Here is a 14,871-nt window from a genome sequence, read left to right as displayed (position 1 = left end):
TGCACGCGCCGTCCGTCCGCCTATGTCGGACGGATGGTCAGCCCCGCGCCCTCGCTTCCGAAAGATTTTTCTCAGCTCTCGCTGACCGAAGCCGCCGAACTGCTTGCGGCACGCAAATTGCCGCCGGTCGAAAGCTGGCACCCCGAACGCGCGGGTGACAGTGCGATGGAAATTCGTGCCGACGGCAGCTGGTATCACGAGGGCGGCCGCATCAACCGCCCCGCGATGGTCAAACTCTTCTCGACGATATTGCGCCGCGAACCCGACGGCAGCCATGTCCTTGTCACGCCCGCCGAGAAATTGGTGATCGCCGTCGAGGACACGCCCTTTCGCGCCGTCGAGATGAAAAGCGAAGGCGAGGGACGGACGCGGAAGCTCGTCTTTCGTCTCGACACCGACGATCTCGTGATGGCGGGTGCCGATCATCCGCTGACGTTCGGGTCCGACCCCGACGATCCCGATCCGCGGCTGCATGTGCGCGGCGCGCTCGATCATGGGCTCGAGGCGCGGATCGACCGGGCGCTCTATTACGACATCGTCGAGATGGCGCTGGCCGAAGGCGACGGGCATCCCGCGATCTGGTCGAACGGCGAGCGCTTTCCGCTGGTGGCCGCCTGATGCTTTCCGAAAAGCTGAATGCGGCGCTGGGCAATCTGTTGCCCGACGCGGGCGAGGACGAGACCTATCTCGGCATGCCGACGCTGCGCGATGCCGCGGTGCTGATCGCCTTCACCGACCGCCCCGACCCCGGCGTCATCTTGACCCAGCGGCCGCAGTGGCTGCGCAGCCATGCCGGGCAGGTCGCCTTTCCGGGCGGCAAGATCGATCCGGGCGATCGCGACGCGGTCGACGCGGCGCTGCGTGAGGCCGAGGAGGAAATCGGGCTCAGTCGCCGCGATGTGATGGTCGCTGGGGTGACCGAACCTTATCGTTCGGGCAGCGGCTATCTGATCACCCCGGTGCTCGGCGTCATCCCGCCGGATATCGCGTTCGATCCCAATCCCGACGAGGTCGAGGACTGGTTCGAGGTGCCGCTCGACATATTGTTCGATCCCGACAATTATGCGCGCCAACATGCCAATTGGCAGGGGCACGACCGCCATTATTATGACATGGACTGGCAGGGACGGCGGATCTGGGGTGTGACGGCGGGGATCATCATCAATCTGGCGCGGCGTTTGCCGGCGGGCTGGCACCGGTGACGTTGCTGCCCGACGCCGAATGGCGCGAACGGCCGGGACTGCGGCGGATCGTCGCTGCGCTGAGCGCCGATGGCGGCGCGGTCAAGGCGGTCGGCGGCGCGGTGCGCGACACGCTGCTTGGCTTGCCCGTTGCCGACATCGACCTCGCAACCCCGCTGCTCCCCCAGGAGGTAACGCGGCGGCTCGAAGCTGCCGATATCAAGGTGATCCCGACGGGTATCGCACACGGCACCGTCACCGCGATCGCGAGCGGCGACCATCACGAGATCACCACGCTGCGCCGCGACGTCGAAACCGACGGGCGACGCGCGACAATCGCCTTCGCCGACGACTGGCGCGATGATGCGGCGCGGCGCGACTTCACGATCAACGCGCTCTACGCCGACCCCGATACCGGCGCCGTCGACGACTGGTTCGGCGGTCTCGCCGATCTGGAGGCCGGGCGCGTCGCTTTCATCGGCGACGCCGCGACGCGGATTGCCGAGGATCATTTGCGTATCCTCCGCTTCTATCGGTTCGCGGCGCGTTTCGGACATGGGGCGCTCGATCCGGTCAGCCATGCCGCGGTGGTGACCGCGCGCCAGTCGCTCAAGAGCCTGTCGCGCGAGCGGATTGCCGACGAGCTCCTCAAGATTCTTGCACTTCCCGACCCTCGCGCGATCGCCGGACAGATGGCGGCCGACGGAATTTTCGAGGTGTTGCTGCCCGAACTCGATGCGGGTTTTGCCGTCGCGCTCGACCGGCTGCTGGCGAATGAAGAGGCTGCGGGGGCGACCATTGCGCCGCTGCGCCGGCTGTCGGCGCTGCTTCCCGCCGATGCGGCGATCGCCGAACAGGTTGCGAGCCGGCTGCGCCTATCGACACGGCAGCGCAAACATCTGGCGGCGCTTGGCGGGAGCCGCTCCGACGTCACGCGCCCGGTTCGGCAACTCGCGCACGCGATCGGCGTCGACGCCGCGCGCGATGTCCACCTGCTCGGAGGCGATCCCGGCGCGGTGCAAGCGCTGTCGGGCTGGACCGTTCCCGAACTGCCGCTCAAGGGCGGCGACATCGTTGCGCGCGGGATTGCTGCGGGACCGGACGTTGCCCGCATCCTGAAGGCGGTCGAGGTCGAATGGGTGGCGGAGGATTTTCCGGATGCTGCCAGGGTCGCCGAGCTTGTCGCGCAGCTCGTCGATCAGAAGATCGGGCGCGCGAGCGACTGACGCCAGTAATCGAGCGCGGCGACACTATCCATCGGCCGCGCGAAGAGGAAACCCTGTCCGAAATCGCAGCCGAGCGCCGACAGCAGCCGCGCCTGATCGGCGGTTTCGACACCCTCTGCGGTGGTGCGCATTCCGAGCACTTCGGCAAGGCTCTGGATCGTGCGGACGATCGCCACCTTGTCGCGGTCGTCGACCATATGTTCGACGAAGCTGCGATCGATCTTGAGCACGTCGATCGGCAGGCGCTGGAGATAGGCAAGGTTCGAATAGCCGGTGCCGAAATCGTCCATCGCGACGCGTGCGTCTAGCGCCTTCAGCTCGCTCAGCACCGACAGCGCGAGGTCGGGGTCGCCGATGATCGCGCTTTCGGTGAGTTCGATCATCAATCGCTCGCCGCCGATCTTGTGCGCCTCGAGGGCCTGGCGAACGACCGCCGCGACATCGTCGCGCACCAGCTGGATTGCCGAGACATTGACCGAGAAATAGGCATCGACGATTGCGCCGCCATTCTGCTTGTCCCATTCGGCAAGCACCGCCGCGGCTTTGCCGATCGCCCATTGGCCGAGCGGCACGATCAGCCCCGAATCCTCGGCGATCGGGATGAATTCGGTTGGCGATACCGAATGGCCGTTGCTGTTGTCCCAGCGGGCAAGCGCTTCGAACCCGGCGACGCGGCCGCTCGCGAGTTCGATCAGCGGCTGGAAGGCGAGGTGGAGCCTGTCTTCCTCGATCGCATTGCGCAGTTCGGTCTCGAGCCCGAACCGGTTGTCCGACAGCATCGCGGCTTCGGGTTCGTAGATTTCGATGCGGTCGGTCTGCTTCGCGCGTTTGAGCGCGATTTGGGCATGACGGATCTGATCGGCGACATCGGTGTCAGCTGCCGGCTGGATTGCGCAGCCCAAAGCGCAGTCGACGCTGACCTTGAGTTCGCCGATCCGGAACGGGTGATCGAAACAGCCGCGGATGCGCCGCGCCATCTCGCGCACATCGGCGCGGCCGCCCGTGACACGCGACGAGATCGCGAATTCGTCGCCGCCGGTGCGCGCCAATATGTCGCCGCTGCGCAGGCTCGATTTCAGCCGCCGCGCGACGGTGATGATGAGTTCGTCGCCGGCCATCGGGCCGATATGTTCGTTGATGCGCGAAAAGCGCGCTAGGTCGAGCAGCAGGATCGCATGGTCGGCGCCGGGACCCTCGACGCGGGCGCGCTGTTCGACCAGCTCCTCGAACCCGGCGCGGTTGGGGAGGCCGGTCAGGCTGTCGGAGACGAGTTCGCGGCGCAGATTGCGCTCGGTCATCATTTCCTGCGTGCGGTCGATCAGCGTCAGCAGGAACAACCCGTCGTCACCCGATTCGGTGGGCAGCGGCCCGATCGATCCGCGCAGGTCGCGCGCCGCGGGGCCTTCGCCGAGCTGGCATGAAAATTCCTGGCTTTCGTCGGGATATTGCGACGCCCGTTCGATCGCGCGCAGCAGTTCGATCGGCGCATCGACGCCGACCGGCGACAGGCTCAACCGGTCGAAGGCCGCATTGCTCGCGTGGAGCCGGAAGTTGCCGCGCGCCATCGGTCGGATGAGCGCGGCCGGAACCGGAAGCGCGTCGATCCAGCCGACAAACAACAAGGGCCGGTCTTCGCCGGTTCTATCGATAGGCATAACAGCGGGTTTTATGCGACCTTTCCCCATTGCCCCATGCCTAGGTTACGGGAAGTAAAAAAGGGATTTACGGCTACATGGAAATACGGTCAGCCGAAGCGATTGTTCCGGGGGAAACCGGTCGGAGGCATCCGGCCGGCGGCGCCGCGTGCGACGCGCCACGGCGCGAGGTCGGTTTCGGTCCGCGTGCGGCCGGTGTCGCCGCCCATCGCCCAGCTTAATCCGTCGGCAAAGGCAAAGCTGACAGTGTCCGACAGGCCGCCATCGCGATAGCGTTGCAGCATCACGCCTTGGCCGCGCGCCATGACCGGCACTTCGGCGAGTGGGAAGACGACCAGCTTGCGGTTCTCGCCGACCACCGCGACGCTGTCGTCGCTCGCCGCGATCGGACGGACGACGGCGAGCGCCGCCTTCGGCTTCAGGTTGACGACGTTGCGGCCCTTGCGCGTTTCGGCAACGACCTCGCTCATCTGCGCGACGAAACCATGTCCGCTGGTCGAGGCGAGTAGCAGACGGCCTTCGGCGGTTGCCGGGATCATCGCGACGATCCGTGCCTCGGGGTCGATGTCGACCATCAGGCGCAGCGGCTCGCCGAATCCGCGCCCGCCGGGCAGCTTGTCGGCGCCGACGGTGAAGAAGCGTCCGTCGCTCGCCGCGATCAGCAGCTTGTCGGTCGTCTGCGCATGCGCGGCGAACAACAGCTCGTCGCCTTCCTTGAACTTGAACTCGCCCCATTGGTCGGCGGCGACATGGCCGCGCTGGGCGCGAATCCAGCCGCGCTTCGACAGGATCACCGTCACCGGTTCCTTCTCGATCATCGCGTCGAGCGGAATCTCGCGGGTCGGTGCGGCCTCGGCGATCGTCGTGCGCCGCGCGCCGAGCAGGGTTTCGAGGCCGTAGACGGCGCGCAATTTTTCGAGGTCCTTGCGCAGCCGCGTCTTCTGTCGCGCCGGGCTTTCGATCAGCTTCGCGAGTTCCTCGCGCTCGGCGGTCAGGTCGGCCTGCTCGCGCTTGAGCTCCATTTCCTCGAGCTTGCGCAAGCTGCGCAGGCGCATGTTGAGGATCGCCTCGGCCTGCCGGTCGGTCAGGATGAATTCGGCGATCATCACCGGCTTCGGCTCGTCCTCGGTGCGGATGATCTCGATGATCCGGTCGAGGTTGAGGAAGGCGATGATATAGCCCGCGACGAGTTCGAGCCGGTCATCGATCTTCGCGATGCGATGCTGCGCGCGGCGGACGAGGACGACGATCTGGTGCTGCAGCCATTCGGTGAGCAGTTGGTGCAACCCCATCACCTTCGGCGTGCGCGTCGCGTCGAGCACGTTCAAATTGAGCGCAAAGCGGCTTTCGAGGTCGGTCAGCCGGTAGAGGCTGTCCTTGAGCACATCGGGGTCGACGTTGCGGCTCTTGGGTTCGAGGACGATTCGCAGATCCTCGGCGCTTTCGTCGCGGACATCTTCGAGGATCGGCAGCTTCTTGTCGGCGATCAGCTGCGCAATCTGTTCGATCAGCTTGCCCTTGGCGACGCCATAGGGGATTTCGCTGATGACGAGTTGCCAGGTGCCGCCCGACAATTTTTCGATTCCGCCCTCTTCCCAGCGGCCGTCGGCATCCTTGCCGGTCGAGAAGCGCGCGCGGACGCGAAAACCGCCGCGGCCGGTCTCATAGGCGTGCGCGATCGTCTCGGGGCTGTCGACGACGATGCCGCCGGTCGGGAAATCGGGGCCCTTCACATGTTCGAGCAGTTCGGCAAGCTCGGCGCGCGGATTCTCGATCAGCACCAGCGCGGCGTCGATCACCTCGGCGGCGTTGTGCGGCGGGATGTTCGTCGCCATGCCGACCGCGATCCCGCTCGCGCCATTGGCGAGCAGGTTCGGAAACAGCCCCGGCATGATCTCGGGCTCTTCATCTTCGCCATTATAGGTCGGCTTGAAATCGACCGTGCCCTCGTCGAGCCCCTGCATCAGGTCGACGGCGACGCGCGTCAGCCGCGCCTCCGTGTAACGATAGGCCGCGGCGTTATCGCCGTCGATATTGCCGAAATTGCCCTGTCCGTCGACGAGCGGGTAGCGAAGCGAGAAATCCTGCGCGAGGCGGACCATCGCGTCGTAAACCGCGACGTCGCCGTGCGGGTGGAATTTACCGATGACGTCGCCGACGACGCGCGCCGATTTCTTGTAGCCTTGGCTCGGGTCGAGCCGCATCGCGCGCATCGCCCACAGCAGCCGGCGGTGCACCGGTTTCAGTCCGTCGCGGAGATCAGGCAGCGATCGTGCGGTGATCGTCGACAGCGCATAGACGAGATAGCGTTCGGACAGCGCACTGTCGAACGGGGTATCGATCATGCCGGGGACGGGTTCAGAAGGAGGAAGGTCGTCGGTGGTGCTGGCCATTGTTCGGAGCCGATAGCAAGGCTGGCGCGCCAAGGCAAAGGCTTGCGTCGACGGCGCGCGGCACTAGCTTGGGGTTTCCATCCGGGGAGGGACGATATCTTGAGCGAAACCACCGGCGCCGTTCGCAAAAGCATCTGGTCGCGGGCGAGGGAGATGGCGCAGCAAGCACCGCCCGAGCGCAACCGCTATGTCGATTTCCTCCGTGCGCTGTCGATCCTTGCGGTGGTCGTTGGCCACTGGCTCGTCGCCGCGCCCTATATGAAGGACGGCGCGGTCGAGGGCGGGCACCTGCTCGGCATATTGCCCTGGACGCAGTGGCTGACCTGGGGATTCCAGGTGATGCCGCTCTTCTTCCTCGTCGGCGGTTTCTCGAACGGCATGTCGTGGGCCGCGACGCAGCGAAAGGGCGACAGTTACGAAAGCTGGTACAGCGGGCGGCTGCAACGGCTGATCAACCCGGCGCTGCCCTTGTTCCTGATCTGGACGCTCGTCGCGATGTTCGGGACGCTTGCGGGCGTCGAGCGCGGTGTCGTTGCGATGGCGGCGCAGCTCGCATTGATCCCGGTGTGGTTCCTGTCGGTCTATCTGATGGTCGCAGCGGTCGTGCCGCTGACCTGGCGCGCGTGGAAGCGATGGGGGTTCGCCTCCTTCTGGGCACTCGTTGCGGGCGCAGTGGCGATCGACGTCGCGGCGCTCCGCTTCGATGTGCCCTACGTCAATTTCCTCAACTTCGCTTTCGTCTGGCTCGCGATTCACCAGCTCGGCTTTGCGTGGAGCGAGGGGCGGCTGACGCCGGGTCGGGCGCTGCTCTGGGGCATCGCCGGGCTGGTCGCGCTCGGGCTGCTCGTGGGTCTCGGCCCCTATCCGGTCGCGATGATCGGCGTGCCCGGGGCCGGCCTCAGCAACTCGATGCCTCCGACGATTGCCTTGCTCGCGCTCGGCATCGCGCAGGCGGGCTTCGCGCTTGCGCTCGAACCCGCGGGGCGGCGGATGCTCGACAATATCCGCATCTGGACGAGCGTCGTGCTCGTCAACGGGATGATCATGACGATCTATCTCTGGCACCTCACCGCCTTCGTGCTGGTGATGGTCGCGGCGTGGCTGCTCGGCGGGGTCGGGCTCGATGTGGTGCCGGGGAGCGCGGCATGGTGGCTCGCGCGCCCGGTCTGGTTCGCGCTCTATATCGCGGCGCTCTTCCCGCTGATCATGATGTTCGCGCGCTACGAACGCGCAAGCGGCGGCGACAAGGAGGTCCCACATTGGCGCCTGATCGTCGGTCTGCTGCTGATCTGTGCAGGGCTGGGCGCCACCGCGGCGATCAGCATTGCGAGCCCGCTGGGGGTGACCGGGGTGCGGTTGTGGCTGGTGGCGCTGCCGTTCGTCGGCGCGGCGGTTGCGCAATTCGGGCCGGTGCATCGGCTGGCGCAGTCGCGGGCGTGACCGTTCTTTTGAAGTGAAGGGCGACCTTTTTCCGGGCCGGCATGGGGAAACAGGATGTGGAATCAGTTTAGAGCGCTCGCGGCGCGCATTGGTTTGACCGCGGAGGACGTCGCGGCGGTCGAGCGCAAGGGGGAGCCTGCCCTCGTTGAGGATCCGCGTAATCCTGAAGTCCAATACAAGGTGGGTCCGGACCCCGATTGGACGCAGCGCATCGGCGAAGCATGGAATCAAACGCTCGCGAACAGCCGCCGTGAAACCGCCGGAACCCTTCTGGTTGATGGAGGCGAGCTAGAGATCGCCAACGCAGATGCGTTCGGACAAGGCGTCACGGCTTCTGTCGTTGCCGGCCAATATGAGGTTACATTTACCGTCGCCCATCTCGGGGCGGAAGAGACGCATGACTATGAAGAATATGTTTCGCACGCATTTGTGGTGCTGCAAGGCAATGGCGGCGTAACCACGATCGAGCCGCTGACCGACGCGCATGGCGTCGAACGCGGAGTCGTGGCCAGTCAGATCGCGTTCGCGAAGCCCGGGGTTCTTCAGCGGATCGCAGGGGACCACGCCGGCCGCTGGACCTTGCGGAAGAGCGATCTTTTCTTCCCCAAAATTTCCGAAGCAGTCGCCGTCGATCGAAAGTCGGTGCGGGTTGCTGACGATGGTTCGGGGACCGCAATTCTTCTCCGCGCGGGCCAGGGGAGAGAAGACTATCCGTTGTTCAGGCTGGCCGATGCGGATGGAACCACCGTCGGCGTCCTGCTCGACTTTTTCGTGGACAACCGATCTTGGTAGCCTGCCGAAGCTCCCGCAGAAGGGCGGGGTGCGGGACCCCAAACCACGCCCGATAGAAAATCTTGAATTGCAAATGACTCGCAATAACATATAAGCCCGCCGGCGCCGCATCCTGCGCGCGTTGGAAAGGGAATCGATGTACGCCTTTGTCGACCGGCCGGTGGAAAGTCTCTGCAATGGCGGGCGCTTCCTGCTCTGGGCGATGCGGGCGTGGGTTCTCGCCGCCGGACGCGGGCAATGTCCGCCGCAGATGCTCTACCGGGGTTTCACCGCCGTGGAGGCTCGCGGCGCGCTCCCCGATTTCCATATCGCGATGGCACTGCTCGCCGGCGATGCGGTCGAAACGCTCGCGCTCGCGCCGATGCCGTGCCTCCAGATTTCAGAGGATGAAGCAATTCTGCTTGGACTTTGGCGCGATTTTTCGCTTGGGAGCGCTGCAAATGCCCACGCGACATTGGCCTTGCTGGCCGAGGGAGACAGCGTCGGCCCGATCGCCAACGCGATGGGCGCCGCGACCCGTCGGCTGGTCGCGGCGGGATTCGATATGCCGGCTCTCGCGGCCGGCACCATGACACATCAGGAAAGTTCAAAGTGATGAGTGACCGTATTGCCGAAGCCGCCAAGCTCGCCCCCTCCGCCTCGCTGACCGTCGAGGAGGTGCGTTCGGTGCGTCATTGGAACGAGCATCTGTTCAGCTTCACGATCACGCGGCCGCCGAGCTTTCGCTTCCGCTCGGGCGAGTTTGTGATGATCGGCCTGCCCGGCGAGGGGCGCCCCTTGCTCCGCGCCTATTCGATCGCGAGCCCCGCCTATGCCGACGAGCTCGAATTCCTGTCGATCAAGGTCCCCGACGGCCCGCTGACGTCGCGGCTCCAGAAAATCCAGCCGGGCGATCCGGTCTATCTTGGCCGCAAGCCGACAGGGACGCTGGTCGCCGACGCGCTGACGCCCGGCCGGCGGCTGTTCATGCTGTCGACCGGCACCGGCCTCGCCCCGTTCCTCAGCCTCGCGCGCGACCCCGACATTTACGAGCGGTTCAACCAGATCGTGATCGTCCATTGCGTGCGGCAGGTCAGCGACCTTGCCTTCCGCGACGAGCTTGAAAGCCAGCTCGCGGGTGATCCGCTGGTGCAGGATCAGGCGTTGCTGCAGTTCCATTATCTGCCGACGGTGACGCGCCAGCCCTTCCGCACGACGGGCCGCATTGACGCCCTGATCGAAGATGGTTCGCTTTTCGGCCACCCGCTCACGGGGCCGACGCAGTTCGATCCCGAAAGCGACCGCATCATGATGTGCGGCAGCATGGCGATGATCCGCGACCTGCAGGCCCGCTTCGAGGAACTGGGTTTCAAGGAAGGATCGAACGCCGCGCCCGGCGACTTCGTCATCGAGCGCGCGTTCGTCGGCTAAGGCTTGTCAGCATAAGCCTTCACCAGGTCGAACATATAGTCGCGCCCGACATAGACCGAGCGCACTTCCATGCGTTCGTTGAGGCCGTGCGCGCCATTGCCGTCGGGATCGCCCCACATGCCGGGGATGCCATAGGTAGGGATGCCGACCGCGCCGAGGAAGGTCGCATCGGTATAGCCATTGGCCATCGCGGGAATCACCTTCAGCCCCGGCCAATATTTGTCGACGAGCTTCTGCATCGGGCCGATGATTTTGGGGTCGAGCGGGGGCGCTGGCGGGGCGGGGCGTTTCGGCGGCAGCTGGGTGATCGCGACGCCCGGGTCGCCGATGACCTTCGCGAGCTCGTCCTTGATCGATTCGATGCTGTGCCCGGGAAAGATGCGGCAGTTGATGTTCGCACCCGCGCGCTGCGGCAGCGCGTTCGGGGCATGCCCGCCGTCGAGCAAGGTCGCGACGCACGTGGTGCGCAAATTGCTGTGGAGGAAGGGGTCCTTGTTGACGATCGCCTCGGCCGCCTTGTCGGCGGGGTTCTTCGCGAGCGCGACCATCGCCTTGCCCGTCTCGTCGCCGCGCGCCGCGCCGGCTTCGGCAAAGAAGCGCTGCGTCGTGCCGGTCATCTCGACCGGGAAGTCATGCTCGTCGATCCGCGTTAACGCGCGTGCGAGTTCGTAGATCGCATTGTCGGGCACCGGCGCCGAGCTGTGGCCGCCGGGGTTGCGCGTTTCGAGGCGGAAATTGGCGAAGGTCTTTTCGCCGACCTGCACCGACTGGCCGAGCACCTTGCCCTTGCCGTCGCTGTCGCCGCCGCCGCCTTCGTTGAGCGCGAATTCGGCGTCGATCAGGTCGCGTTTGTTTGCAGCGAGCCATTCGACCCCGTTGAACGCGCCATTGGTTTCCTCGCCGCAGGTCAGCGCCATCTTCACTGTGCGTTTGGGCTTGTAGCCGGCCTGCTGGAAACGGATCAGCGTGTCGACCCACACCGCCGCCTGCGCCTTGTCGTCGGCGGTGCCGCGGCCATAGAAATAGCCATTCTCCTCGACCATGACGAACGGGTCGCGCTCCCAGTCGGCGCGTTTTGCCTCGACCACGTCAATATGCGCGACGAGCAGGATCGGCTTCGCGGTTTTCGAGGTACCCGGATAGACGGCGACGAGGCCGCCTTCTTTGGGATTTTCGGGGGTCGCAAACAGGGTGAGCTGGCTGTCGGGAAGCCCCGCCGCCTTGAGCCGCGCCGCCATACGTTCGGCGGCGAGCGTGCAACTGCCCGACGACAGCGTCGTGTTGGTCTCGACCAGCTCCTTGTAGAGGTCGCGGAACGCGAGCTGGTCGGGGCGCGGCTGCGCCTCGGCGGCGATTGCGGGCGCGGCAAGCAGCAAGGCGGACGTCAGCAACGCGGACAGCGTCTTCATCATTTTCTCCCCTGTTTTGCGGGTGAAGGGAGCAGAAAGACCGCGACGGGGCAAGCCTGCGATGCGCACCCCCTTGCGCCGCGGCGGGCTTTCGCGCAATCCGCGCGAAGGGAGAGGACCAAGCGTGACACGAATGAATGACGACCCGCCGGGGCTGGTGGCGCGTGTGGTGCGCCGCCTGTTGCTGGCGCTGTACCGGATGCGCGGATGGAAAGCGGTGGGTGAAGTGCCCGAACCGCGGCGCTTCATCCTGATCGCGGCGCCGCATACGAGCAACTGGGATTTCGTCAATTTCCTCGGGCTGACCGCCGACCTAAGGATCCGGCCCTTTTTCATGGCGAAGCTGTCGCTGTTCCGCTGGCCGCTTGGCGGCTTCATCCGTCAGATGGGCGGGGTTCCAGTCGATCGCCGCGGCGGCGGCAATGTCGTGCAGCAGATGGTTGACGAATTCGCGCGCCGCGCCGAATTCATGCTGACCGTCGCGCCCGAAGGCACGCGCGGAAAGGCGGCAAAATGGCGCACCGGCTTTTATCAGATCGCGATGGCGGCAAGGGTGCCGCTGGTCGTCGGTTTCATGGATTATGGCACAAAGACCGGCGGGCTTGGCCCGCTGATCTGGCCCACCGGCGACTTTCGCGCCGACATGATGAAGGTATTTGACGTATATAAGAACCATACCGCCCGATTCCCCGAGCGCCAGGCGCGCTCGATCGACGATATTGTCGGCACCGACGAAGGACCGGACATGCGCGCATGAGTGACGCCATCTTGCTGCTTGCGACCAATTTCGCCGGATTGATCGGCGTGATCCTGATCCTGTGGGGCATTTCGGTCGTCATCCGCGACGTATCGTTCATCGACGCCTTCTGGGCGTTCGGCATGGTGCTGCTGGCGTGGGGCACGGTGTGGCAGGTCGGCGTCGAGGCACCCCACGCGAAGCTGCTGCTCGGCCTCACGACACTGTGGGGGCTGCGGCTCGCGATCCACCTGACGATCCGCTGGGCGAGCCATGGTGAGGATCCGCGCTACAGGAAAATCCTCGCGCACACGATGGAGGCACGAAAGTGGGGCTGGGCGAAGGCCGCGCTGCTCACGGTCTTCCTGACGCAGGCGCCGCTGCTGTTCATCACCTGCCTGCCCGCACAGATCGGCATATGGGCGAGCGCGAGCGACCCGGAGGCGAGCGTGGGCGCTATCGGCTGGATCGGTGCGGCGGCGGCGCTGGCCGGCATCGCGTTCGAGAGCATCGGTGATGCGCAGCTCGACCGTTTTCGCAAGGACCCTGCAAACCGCGGCAAGGTGCTCGATACCGGCCTGTGGCGTTATACGCGCCATCCCAATTATTTCGGCGACGCGCTGACCTGGTGGGGCCTCTGGCTCGTCGTGCTCGACCTCGGCTGGGCGCCGGCGCTGGCGAGCGTGATCGGGCCGGTGTTTCTGACCTTCACGCTCACCCGATGGTCGGGCAAGGCACTGCTCGAAAAGGGGCTGCACAAGACGCGGCCCCAATATGCCGACTATGTCGCGCGTACCTCCGGATTCATCCCATGGCCGCCAAAGACCGGGGTTTAGGCGGAGCGGAGGTCGCCGCCGACGTCGGCGCGCTGGGCGATGCGCCGCGCATCCGTGCGATCCTGACCGAAGCGGCGCGCGAAGGGCGCAGCGTCAGCTACTCCGAACTGCTCGGCGACCTCGGTTTCCGCTTCACGCGGCCAAAGATGCGCGCGCTGTGCAAGACGCTGGGCGAGGTCGACCGGCTCTGCGCAATCGACGGCGAGCCCGATCTGGCGGTGCTGGTCGTGCGCGAAAGCGATCGGCTGCCGGGGCAGGGCTGGTGGGTCGGCGGCACGGCGTTGCTGCTTGGTTATGACGGGCCGTGGGAAGGCGCGGCGGCGGCGCGCTTTATCCGCGAGCAGCAGGAACTGGCGTTCGATTATTGGGAAGCGCGCTAGCGGTTATCGATTTCGGGCGCGTCGCCGAAAATTGATGATTGTTATCCGGGGCGATGCCGCGCAAAGACCCGGAACCCGCGCCGCACCGACCATCGAAAGACCGAAATGTCGCCCCTAGTCATCGGTCTTCTTCTCGCGTCCGCGCTCATCCACGCGATCTGGAATGCGATCGTCCGGAACGGCGAGGATCGATTCTGGTCGTTGGCGATCATTTGTTTGGTCGGGGCGATCGCGGCCTTGCCCTTTGCGCTAGCTTTGGGCGTGCCTGCCGCCGCGAGCTGGCCCTATCTCATCCTCTCCGCCTCGCTCCAGATCGGATACAGCCTGTTCCTCGTCCGCGCCTATCGCGATGGCGACCTGTCGGCGGTCTATCCGATTGCGCGCGGGAGCGCGCCGCTGCTCGTTACGCTGGGCGCGGCCTTGCTTGCGGGCGAGCTACCGAACACCGCGGGGCTTGCGGGGATCGCCTGCGTATCGGCGGGCATCATCCTGCTCGCGCTCGGCAGCAACCGCCCCGATCACAAGTCGACCGCCGCTGCCCTGGCGACGGGGGTTTTTATCGCGAGCTATATGGTCGTCGACGGGCTCGGCGTCCGCCTGTCGGAAGGTGCGACGAGCTACGCCGCCTGGCAGGCCGTCGTGGCGGGGATACTCATCCCGCTATCCTTCGTCATCATCCGGCGGCGGACGCCCCGCCTGCCGCGCGGGAAAGAGGGAATGCTGGTCGTCGGCGCGGGGATATTGGGCACATTGGGTTATTGCATCGCGGTCTGGGCGATGAGCCGGACCACGATGGGCGGCGTTTCGGCGATCCGCGAAACAAGCATATTATTCGCCGCGCTGATCGGGACATTCGTGCTTCGCGAACGGATGACGCTGCACAAAGCCCTTGGCGCGCTCGTGATCACGGCGGGCGTCGTCTGCCTCTCGGCCGGCTAAGGGACGGCGTCGCCGCTTACTCGCGCTTGCTCATCCACACGCTGCGGCCGAAATGCCCGGGCTGCGCGGCGCCGAGGACGAGCCCCGGACGGCGCGCGGGCGCGGTGGGCGGCTTGATGATCTCGAACCCGTCGGCGACTGCGTGCGCCGGGGATATGCCGCCGCCATATGCGGCGCGGAGCAAGCTCGTGTCGATCGCGCGGTCGGTCTCGATGCCGAATCGTTTATCGACGACCCAGCGGACGGTGCCGAGCATCGGATCGTGACCCGGCAGGAATATGGTAATGCGTTCGCCGATGTTGAGCGCGGCGGGCGCCTGTCCCCCGATCCCCGTTTCGGACACGTTGCGGATCGTCACGTCGAATTGCCCCAGACGCGCGCAGGCAAGCGCGCCCTTTACCAGGCGCGACTGTCGCGGCTGGCGCTTGTCGGGAGGAACGGATGAGGCCGGGGAAGCCTCGGGACTGGACATGC

Annotated in this window: 15 protein-coding genes; 11 read left to right on the top strand and 4 right to left on the bottom strand. The window is 65.8% G+C overall.

Annotated elements, in window-relative coordinates; translation table 11 throughout:
• Positions 1-33: 33 nt before the first annotated feature.
• From ACIPPQ_RS17615 to ACIPPQ_RS17605, 3 genes are read left to right on the top strand one after another with little or no spacing between them, the layout of a single operon-like run.
• Positions 34-618 carry a DUF1285 domain-containing protein gene (locus tag ACIPPQ_RS17615; protein ID WP_446545362.1) on the top strand — a complete coding sequence of 195 codons (585 nt, stop codon included), beginning with the start codon at positions 34-36 and terminating at the stop codon, positions 616-618.
• Positions 618-1,202 (top strand): CoA pyrophosphatase, encoded by a 585-nt coding sequence (locus tag ACIPPQ_RS17610; RefSeq protein ID WP_446545361.1) that lies wholly within the window; start codon positions 618-620, stop codon positions 1,200-1,202. Before ACIPPQ_RS17615 ends, ACIPPQ_RS17610 begins: the two co-directional genes overlap by 1 nt.
• Positions 1,199-2,407: a CCA tRNA nucleotidyltransferase gene (locus ACIPPQ_RS17605; RefSeq protein ID WP_446545360.1), complete on the top strand. Its 1,209-nt coding sequence runs from the start codon at positions 1,199-1,201 to the stop codon at positions 2,405-2,407. Before ACIPPQ_RS17610 ends, ACIPPQ_RS17605 begins: the two co-directional genes overlap by 4 nt.
• On the opposite strand, the gene ACIPPQ_RS17600 is transcribed toward ACIPPQ_RS17605, so the two are convergent.
• The gene (locus ACIPPQ_RS17600) at positions 2,380-4,062 is read right to left on the bottom strand and encodes a putative bifunctional diguanylate cyclase/phosphodiesterase (protein WP_446545359.1); all 1,683 of its coding nucleotides are present in this window, start codon (positions 4,060-4,062) and stop codon (positions 2,380-2,382) included. The genes ACIPPQ_RS17605 and ACIPPQ_RS17600 overlap by 28 nt on opposite strands.
• Positions 4,063-4,151: 89 nt before the next feature.
• On the bottom strand, positions 4,152-6,455 hold the full coding sequence (gene parC, locus ACIPPQ_RS17595; RefSeq protein WP_446545358.1) for a DNA topoisomerase IV subunit A: 2,304 nt from the start codon (positions 6,453-6,455) through the stop codon (positions 4,152-4,154).
• A 99-nt stretch (positions 6,456-6,554) separates the two neighbouring features.
• Between parC and ACIPPQ_RS17590 the strand changes: the two genes are divergently transcribed.
• The 4 genes from ACIPPQ_RS17590 to ACIPPQ_RS17575 all read left to right on the top strand — a co-directional run bounded on the left by ACIPPQ_RS17590 (position 6,555) and on the right by ACIPPQ_RS17575 (position 10,097).
• Complete coding sequence (locus ACIPPQ_RS17590; RefSeq protein WP_446545357.1) at positions 6,555-7,895, top strand: acyltransferase family protein; 1,341 nt, start codon at positions 6,555-6,557, stop codon at positions 7,893-7,895.
• A 54-nt stretch (positions 7,896-7,949) separates the two neighbouring features.
• Positions 7,950-8,687, top strand: coding sequence for a hypothetical protein (locus ACIPPQ_RS17585; RefSeq protein WP_446545356.1), 738 nt, complete (start codon positions 7,950-7,952; stop codon positions 8,685-8,687).
• Positions 8,688-8,823: 136 nt separating this feature from the next.
• Entirely contained in the window at positions 8,824-9,282 is a 459-nt protein-coding gene (locus tag ACIPPQ_RS17580) for a hypothetical protein (RefSeq protein WP_446545355.1), read from the top strand.
• The gene (locus tag ACIPPQ_RS17575) at positions 9,282-10,097 is read left to right on the top strand and encodes a ferredoxin--NADP reductase (protein WP_446545354.1); all 816 of its coding nucleotides are present in this window, start codon (positions 9,282-9,284) and stop codon (positions 10,095-10,097) included. Before ACIPPQ_RS17580 ends, ACIPPQ_RS17575 begins: the two co-directional genes overlap by 1 nt.
• On the opposite strand, the gene ACIPPQ_RS17570 is transcribed toward ACIPPQ_RS17575, so the two are convergent.
• A complete protein-coding gene (locus ACIPPQ_RS17570; RefSeq protein ID WP_446545353.1) occupies positions 10,094-11,506 on the bottom strand; it encodes a M20/M25/M40 family metallo-hydrolase in 1,413 nt (470 codons plus the stop codon). The two genes, ACIPPQ_RS17575 and ACIPPQ_RS17570, sit on opposite strands and share 4 nt — an antisense overlap.
• A gap of 133 nt (positions 11,507-11,639) precedes the next feature.
• Here ACIPPQ_RS17570 and ACIPPQ_RS17565 point away from each other — a divergent pair, with 133 nt between their 5' ends.
• The 4 genes from ACIPPQ_RS17565 (at position 11,640) to ACIPPQ_RS17550 (ending at position 14,397) form a co-directional block, all read left to right on the top strand.
• Positions 11,640-12,263: a lysophospholipid acyltransferase family protein gene (locus tag ACIPPQ_RS17565; protein WP_446545452.1), complete on the top strand. Its 624-nt coding sequence runs from the start codon at positions 11,640-11,642 to the stop codon at positions 12,261-12,263.
• On the top strand, positions 12,260-13,078 hold the full coding sequence (locus tag ACIPPQ_RS17560) for a DUF1295 domain-containing protein (protein ID WP_446545352.1): 819 nt from the start codon (positions 12,260-12,262) through the stop codon (positions 13,076-13,078). Before ACIPPQ_RS17565 ends, ACIPPQ_RS17560 begins: the two co-directional genes overlap by 4 nt.
• Positions 13,054-13,458: a ribose-phosphate pyrophosphokinase gene (locus ACIPPQ_RS17555; protein WP_446545351.1), complete on the top strand. Its 405-nt coding sequence runs from the start codon at positions 13,054-13,056 to the stop codon at positions 13,456-13,458. The genes ACIPPQ_RS17560 and ACIPPQ_RS17555 overlap by 25 nt, the downstream gene beginning before the upstream one ends.
• A 105-nt stretch (positions 13,459-13,563) precedes the next feature.
• Complete coding sequence (locus tag ACIPPQ_RS17550) at positions 13,564-14,397, top strand: EamA family transporter (RefSeq protein ID WP_446545350.1); 834 nt, start codon at positions 13,564-13,566, stop codon at positions 14,395-14,397.
• Between the two features lie 16 nt (positions 14,398-14,413).
• On the opposite strand, the gene ACIPPQ_RS17545 is transcribed toward ACIPPQ_RS17550, so the two are convergent.
• Positions 14,414-14,869: a PilZ domain-containing protein gene (locus ACIPPQ_RS17545; protein ID WP_327451592.1), complete on the bottom strand. Its 456-nt coding sequence runs from the start codon at positions 14,867-14,869 to the stop codon at positions 14,414-14,416.
• Positions 14,870-14,871 lie beyond the last annotated feature (2 nt).

It is taken from the genome of Sphingopyxis sp. LARHCG72, assembly GCF_052871675.1.
Note: the sequence above shows the minus strand (reverse complement) of the source record. Positions and strands in the feature narration are given on the sequence as shown.

Excerpts from the sequence above, each read along its gene's own strand:
- ACIPPQ_RS17615 (WP_446545362.1), top strand. The coding sequence starts at position 34 with ATGGTCAGCCCCGCGCCCTCGCTTCCGAAAGATTTTTCTCAGCTCTCG.
- ACIPPQ_RS17610 (WP_446545361.1), top strand. The coding sequence starts at position 618 with ATGCTTTCCGAAAAGCTGAATGCGGCGCTGGGCAATCTGTTGCCCGAC.
- ACIPPQ_RS17600 (WP_446545359.1), bottom strand. The coding sequence starts at position 4,062 with ATGCCTATCGATAGAACCGGCGAAGACCGGCCCTTGTTGTTTGTCGGC.
- parC (WP_446545358.1), bottom strand. The coding sequence starts at position 6,455 with ATGGCCAGCACCACCGACGACCTTCCTCCTTCTGAACCCGTCCCCGGC.
- ACIPPQ_RS17585 (WP_446545356.1), top strand. The coding sequence starts at position 7,950 with ATGTGGAATCAGTTTAGAGCGCTCGCGGCGCGCATTGGTTTGACCGCG.
- ACIPPQ_RS17580 (WP_446545355.1), top strand. The coding sequence starts at position 8,824 with ATGTACGCCTTTGTCGACCGGCCGGTGGAAAGTCTCTGCAATGGCGGG.
- ACIPPQ_RS17575 (WP_446545354.1), top strand. The coding sequence starts at position 9,282 with ATGAGTGACCGTATTGCCGAAGCCGCCAAGCTCGCCCCCTCCGCCTCG.
- ACIPPQ_RS17570 (WP_446545353.1), bottom strand. The coding sequence starts at position 11,506 with ATGAAGACGCTGTCCGCGTTGCTGACGTCCGCCTTGCTGCTTGCCGCG.
- ACIPPQ_RS17565 (WP_446545452.1), top strand. The coding sequence starts at position 11,640 with ATGAATGACGACCCGCCGGGGCTGGTGGCGCGTGTGGTGCGCCGCCTG.
- ACIPPQ_RS17560 (WP_446545352.1), top strand. The coding sequence starts at position 12,260 with ATGAGTGACGCCATCTTGCTGCTTGCGACCAATTTCGCCGGATTGATC.
- ACIPPQ_RS17555 (WP_446545351.1), top strand. The coding sequence starts at position 13,054 with ATGGCCGCCAAAGACCGGGGTTTAGGCGGAGCGGAGGTCGCCGCCGAC.
- ACIPPQ_RS17550 (WP_446545350.1), top strand. The coding sequence starts at position 13,564 with ATGTCGCCCCTAGTCATCGGTCTTCTTCTCGCGTCCGCGCTCATCCAC.
- ACIPPQ_RS17545 (WP_327451592.1), bottom strand. The coding sequence starts at position 14,869 with ATGTCCAGTCCCGAGGCTTCCCCGGCCTCATCCGTTCCTCCCGACAAG.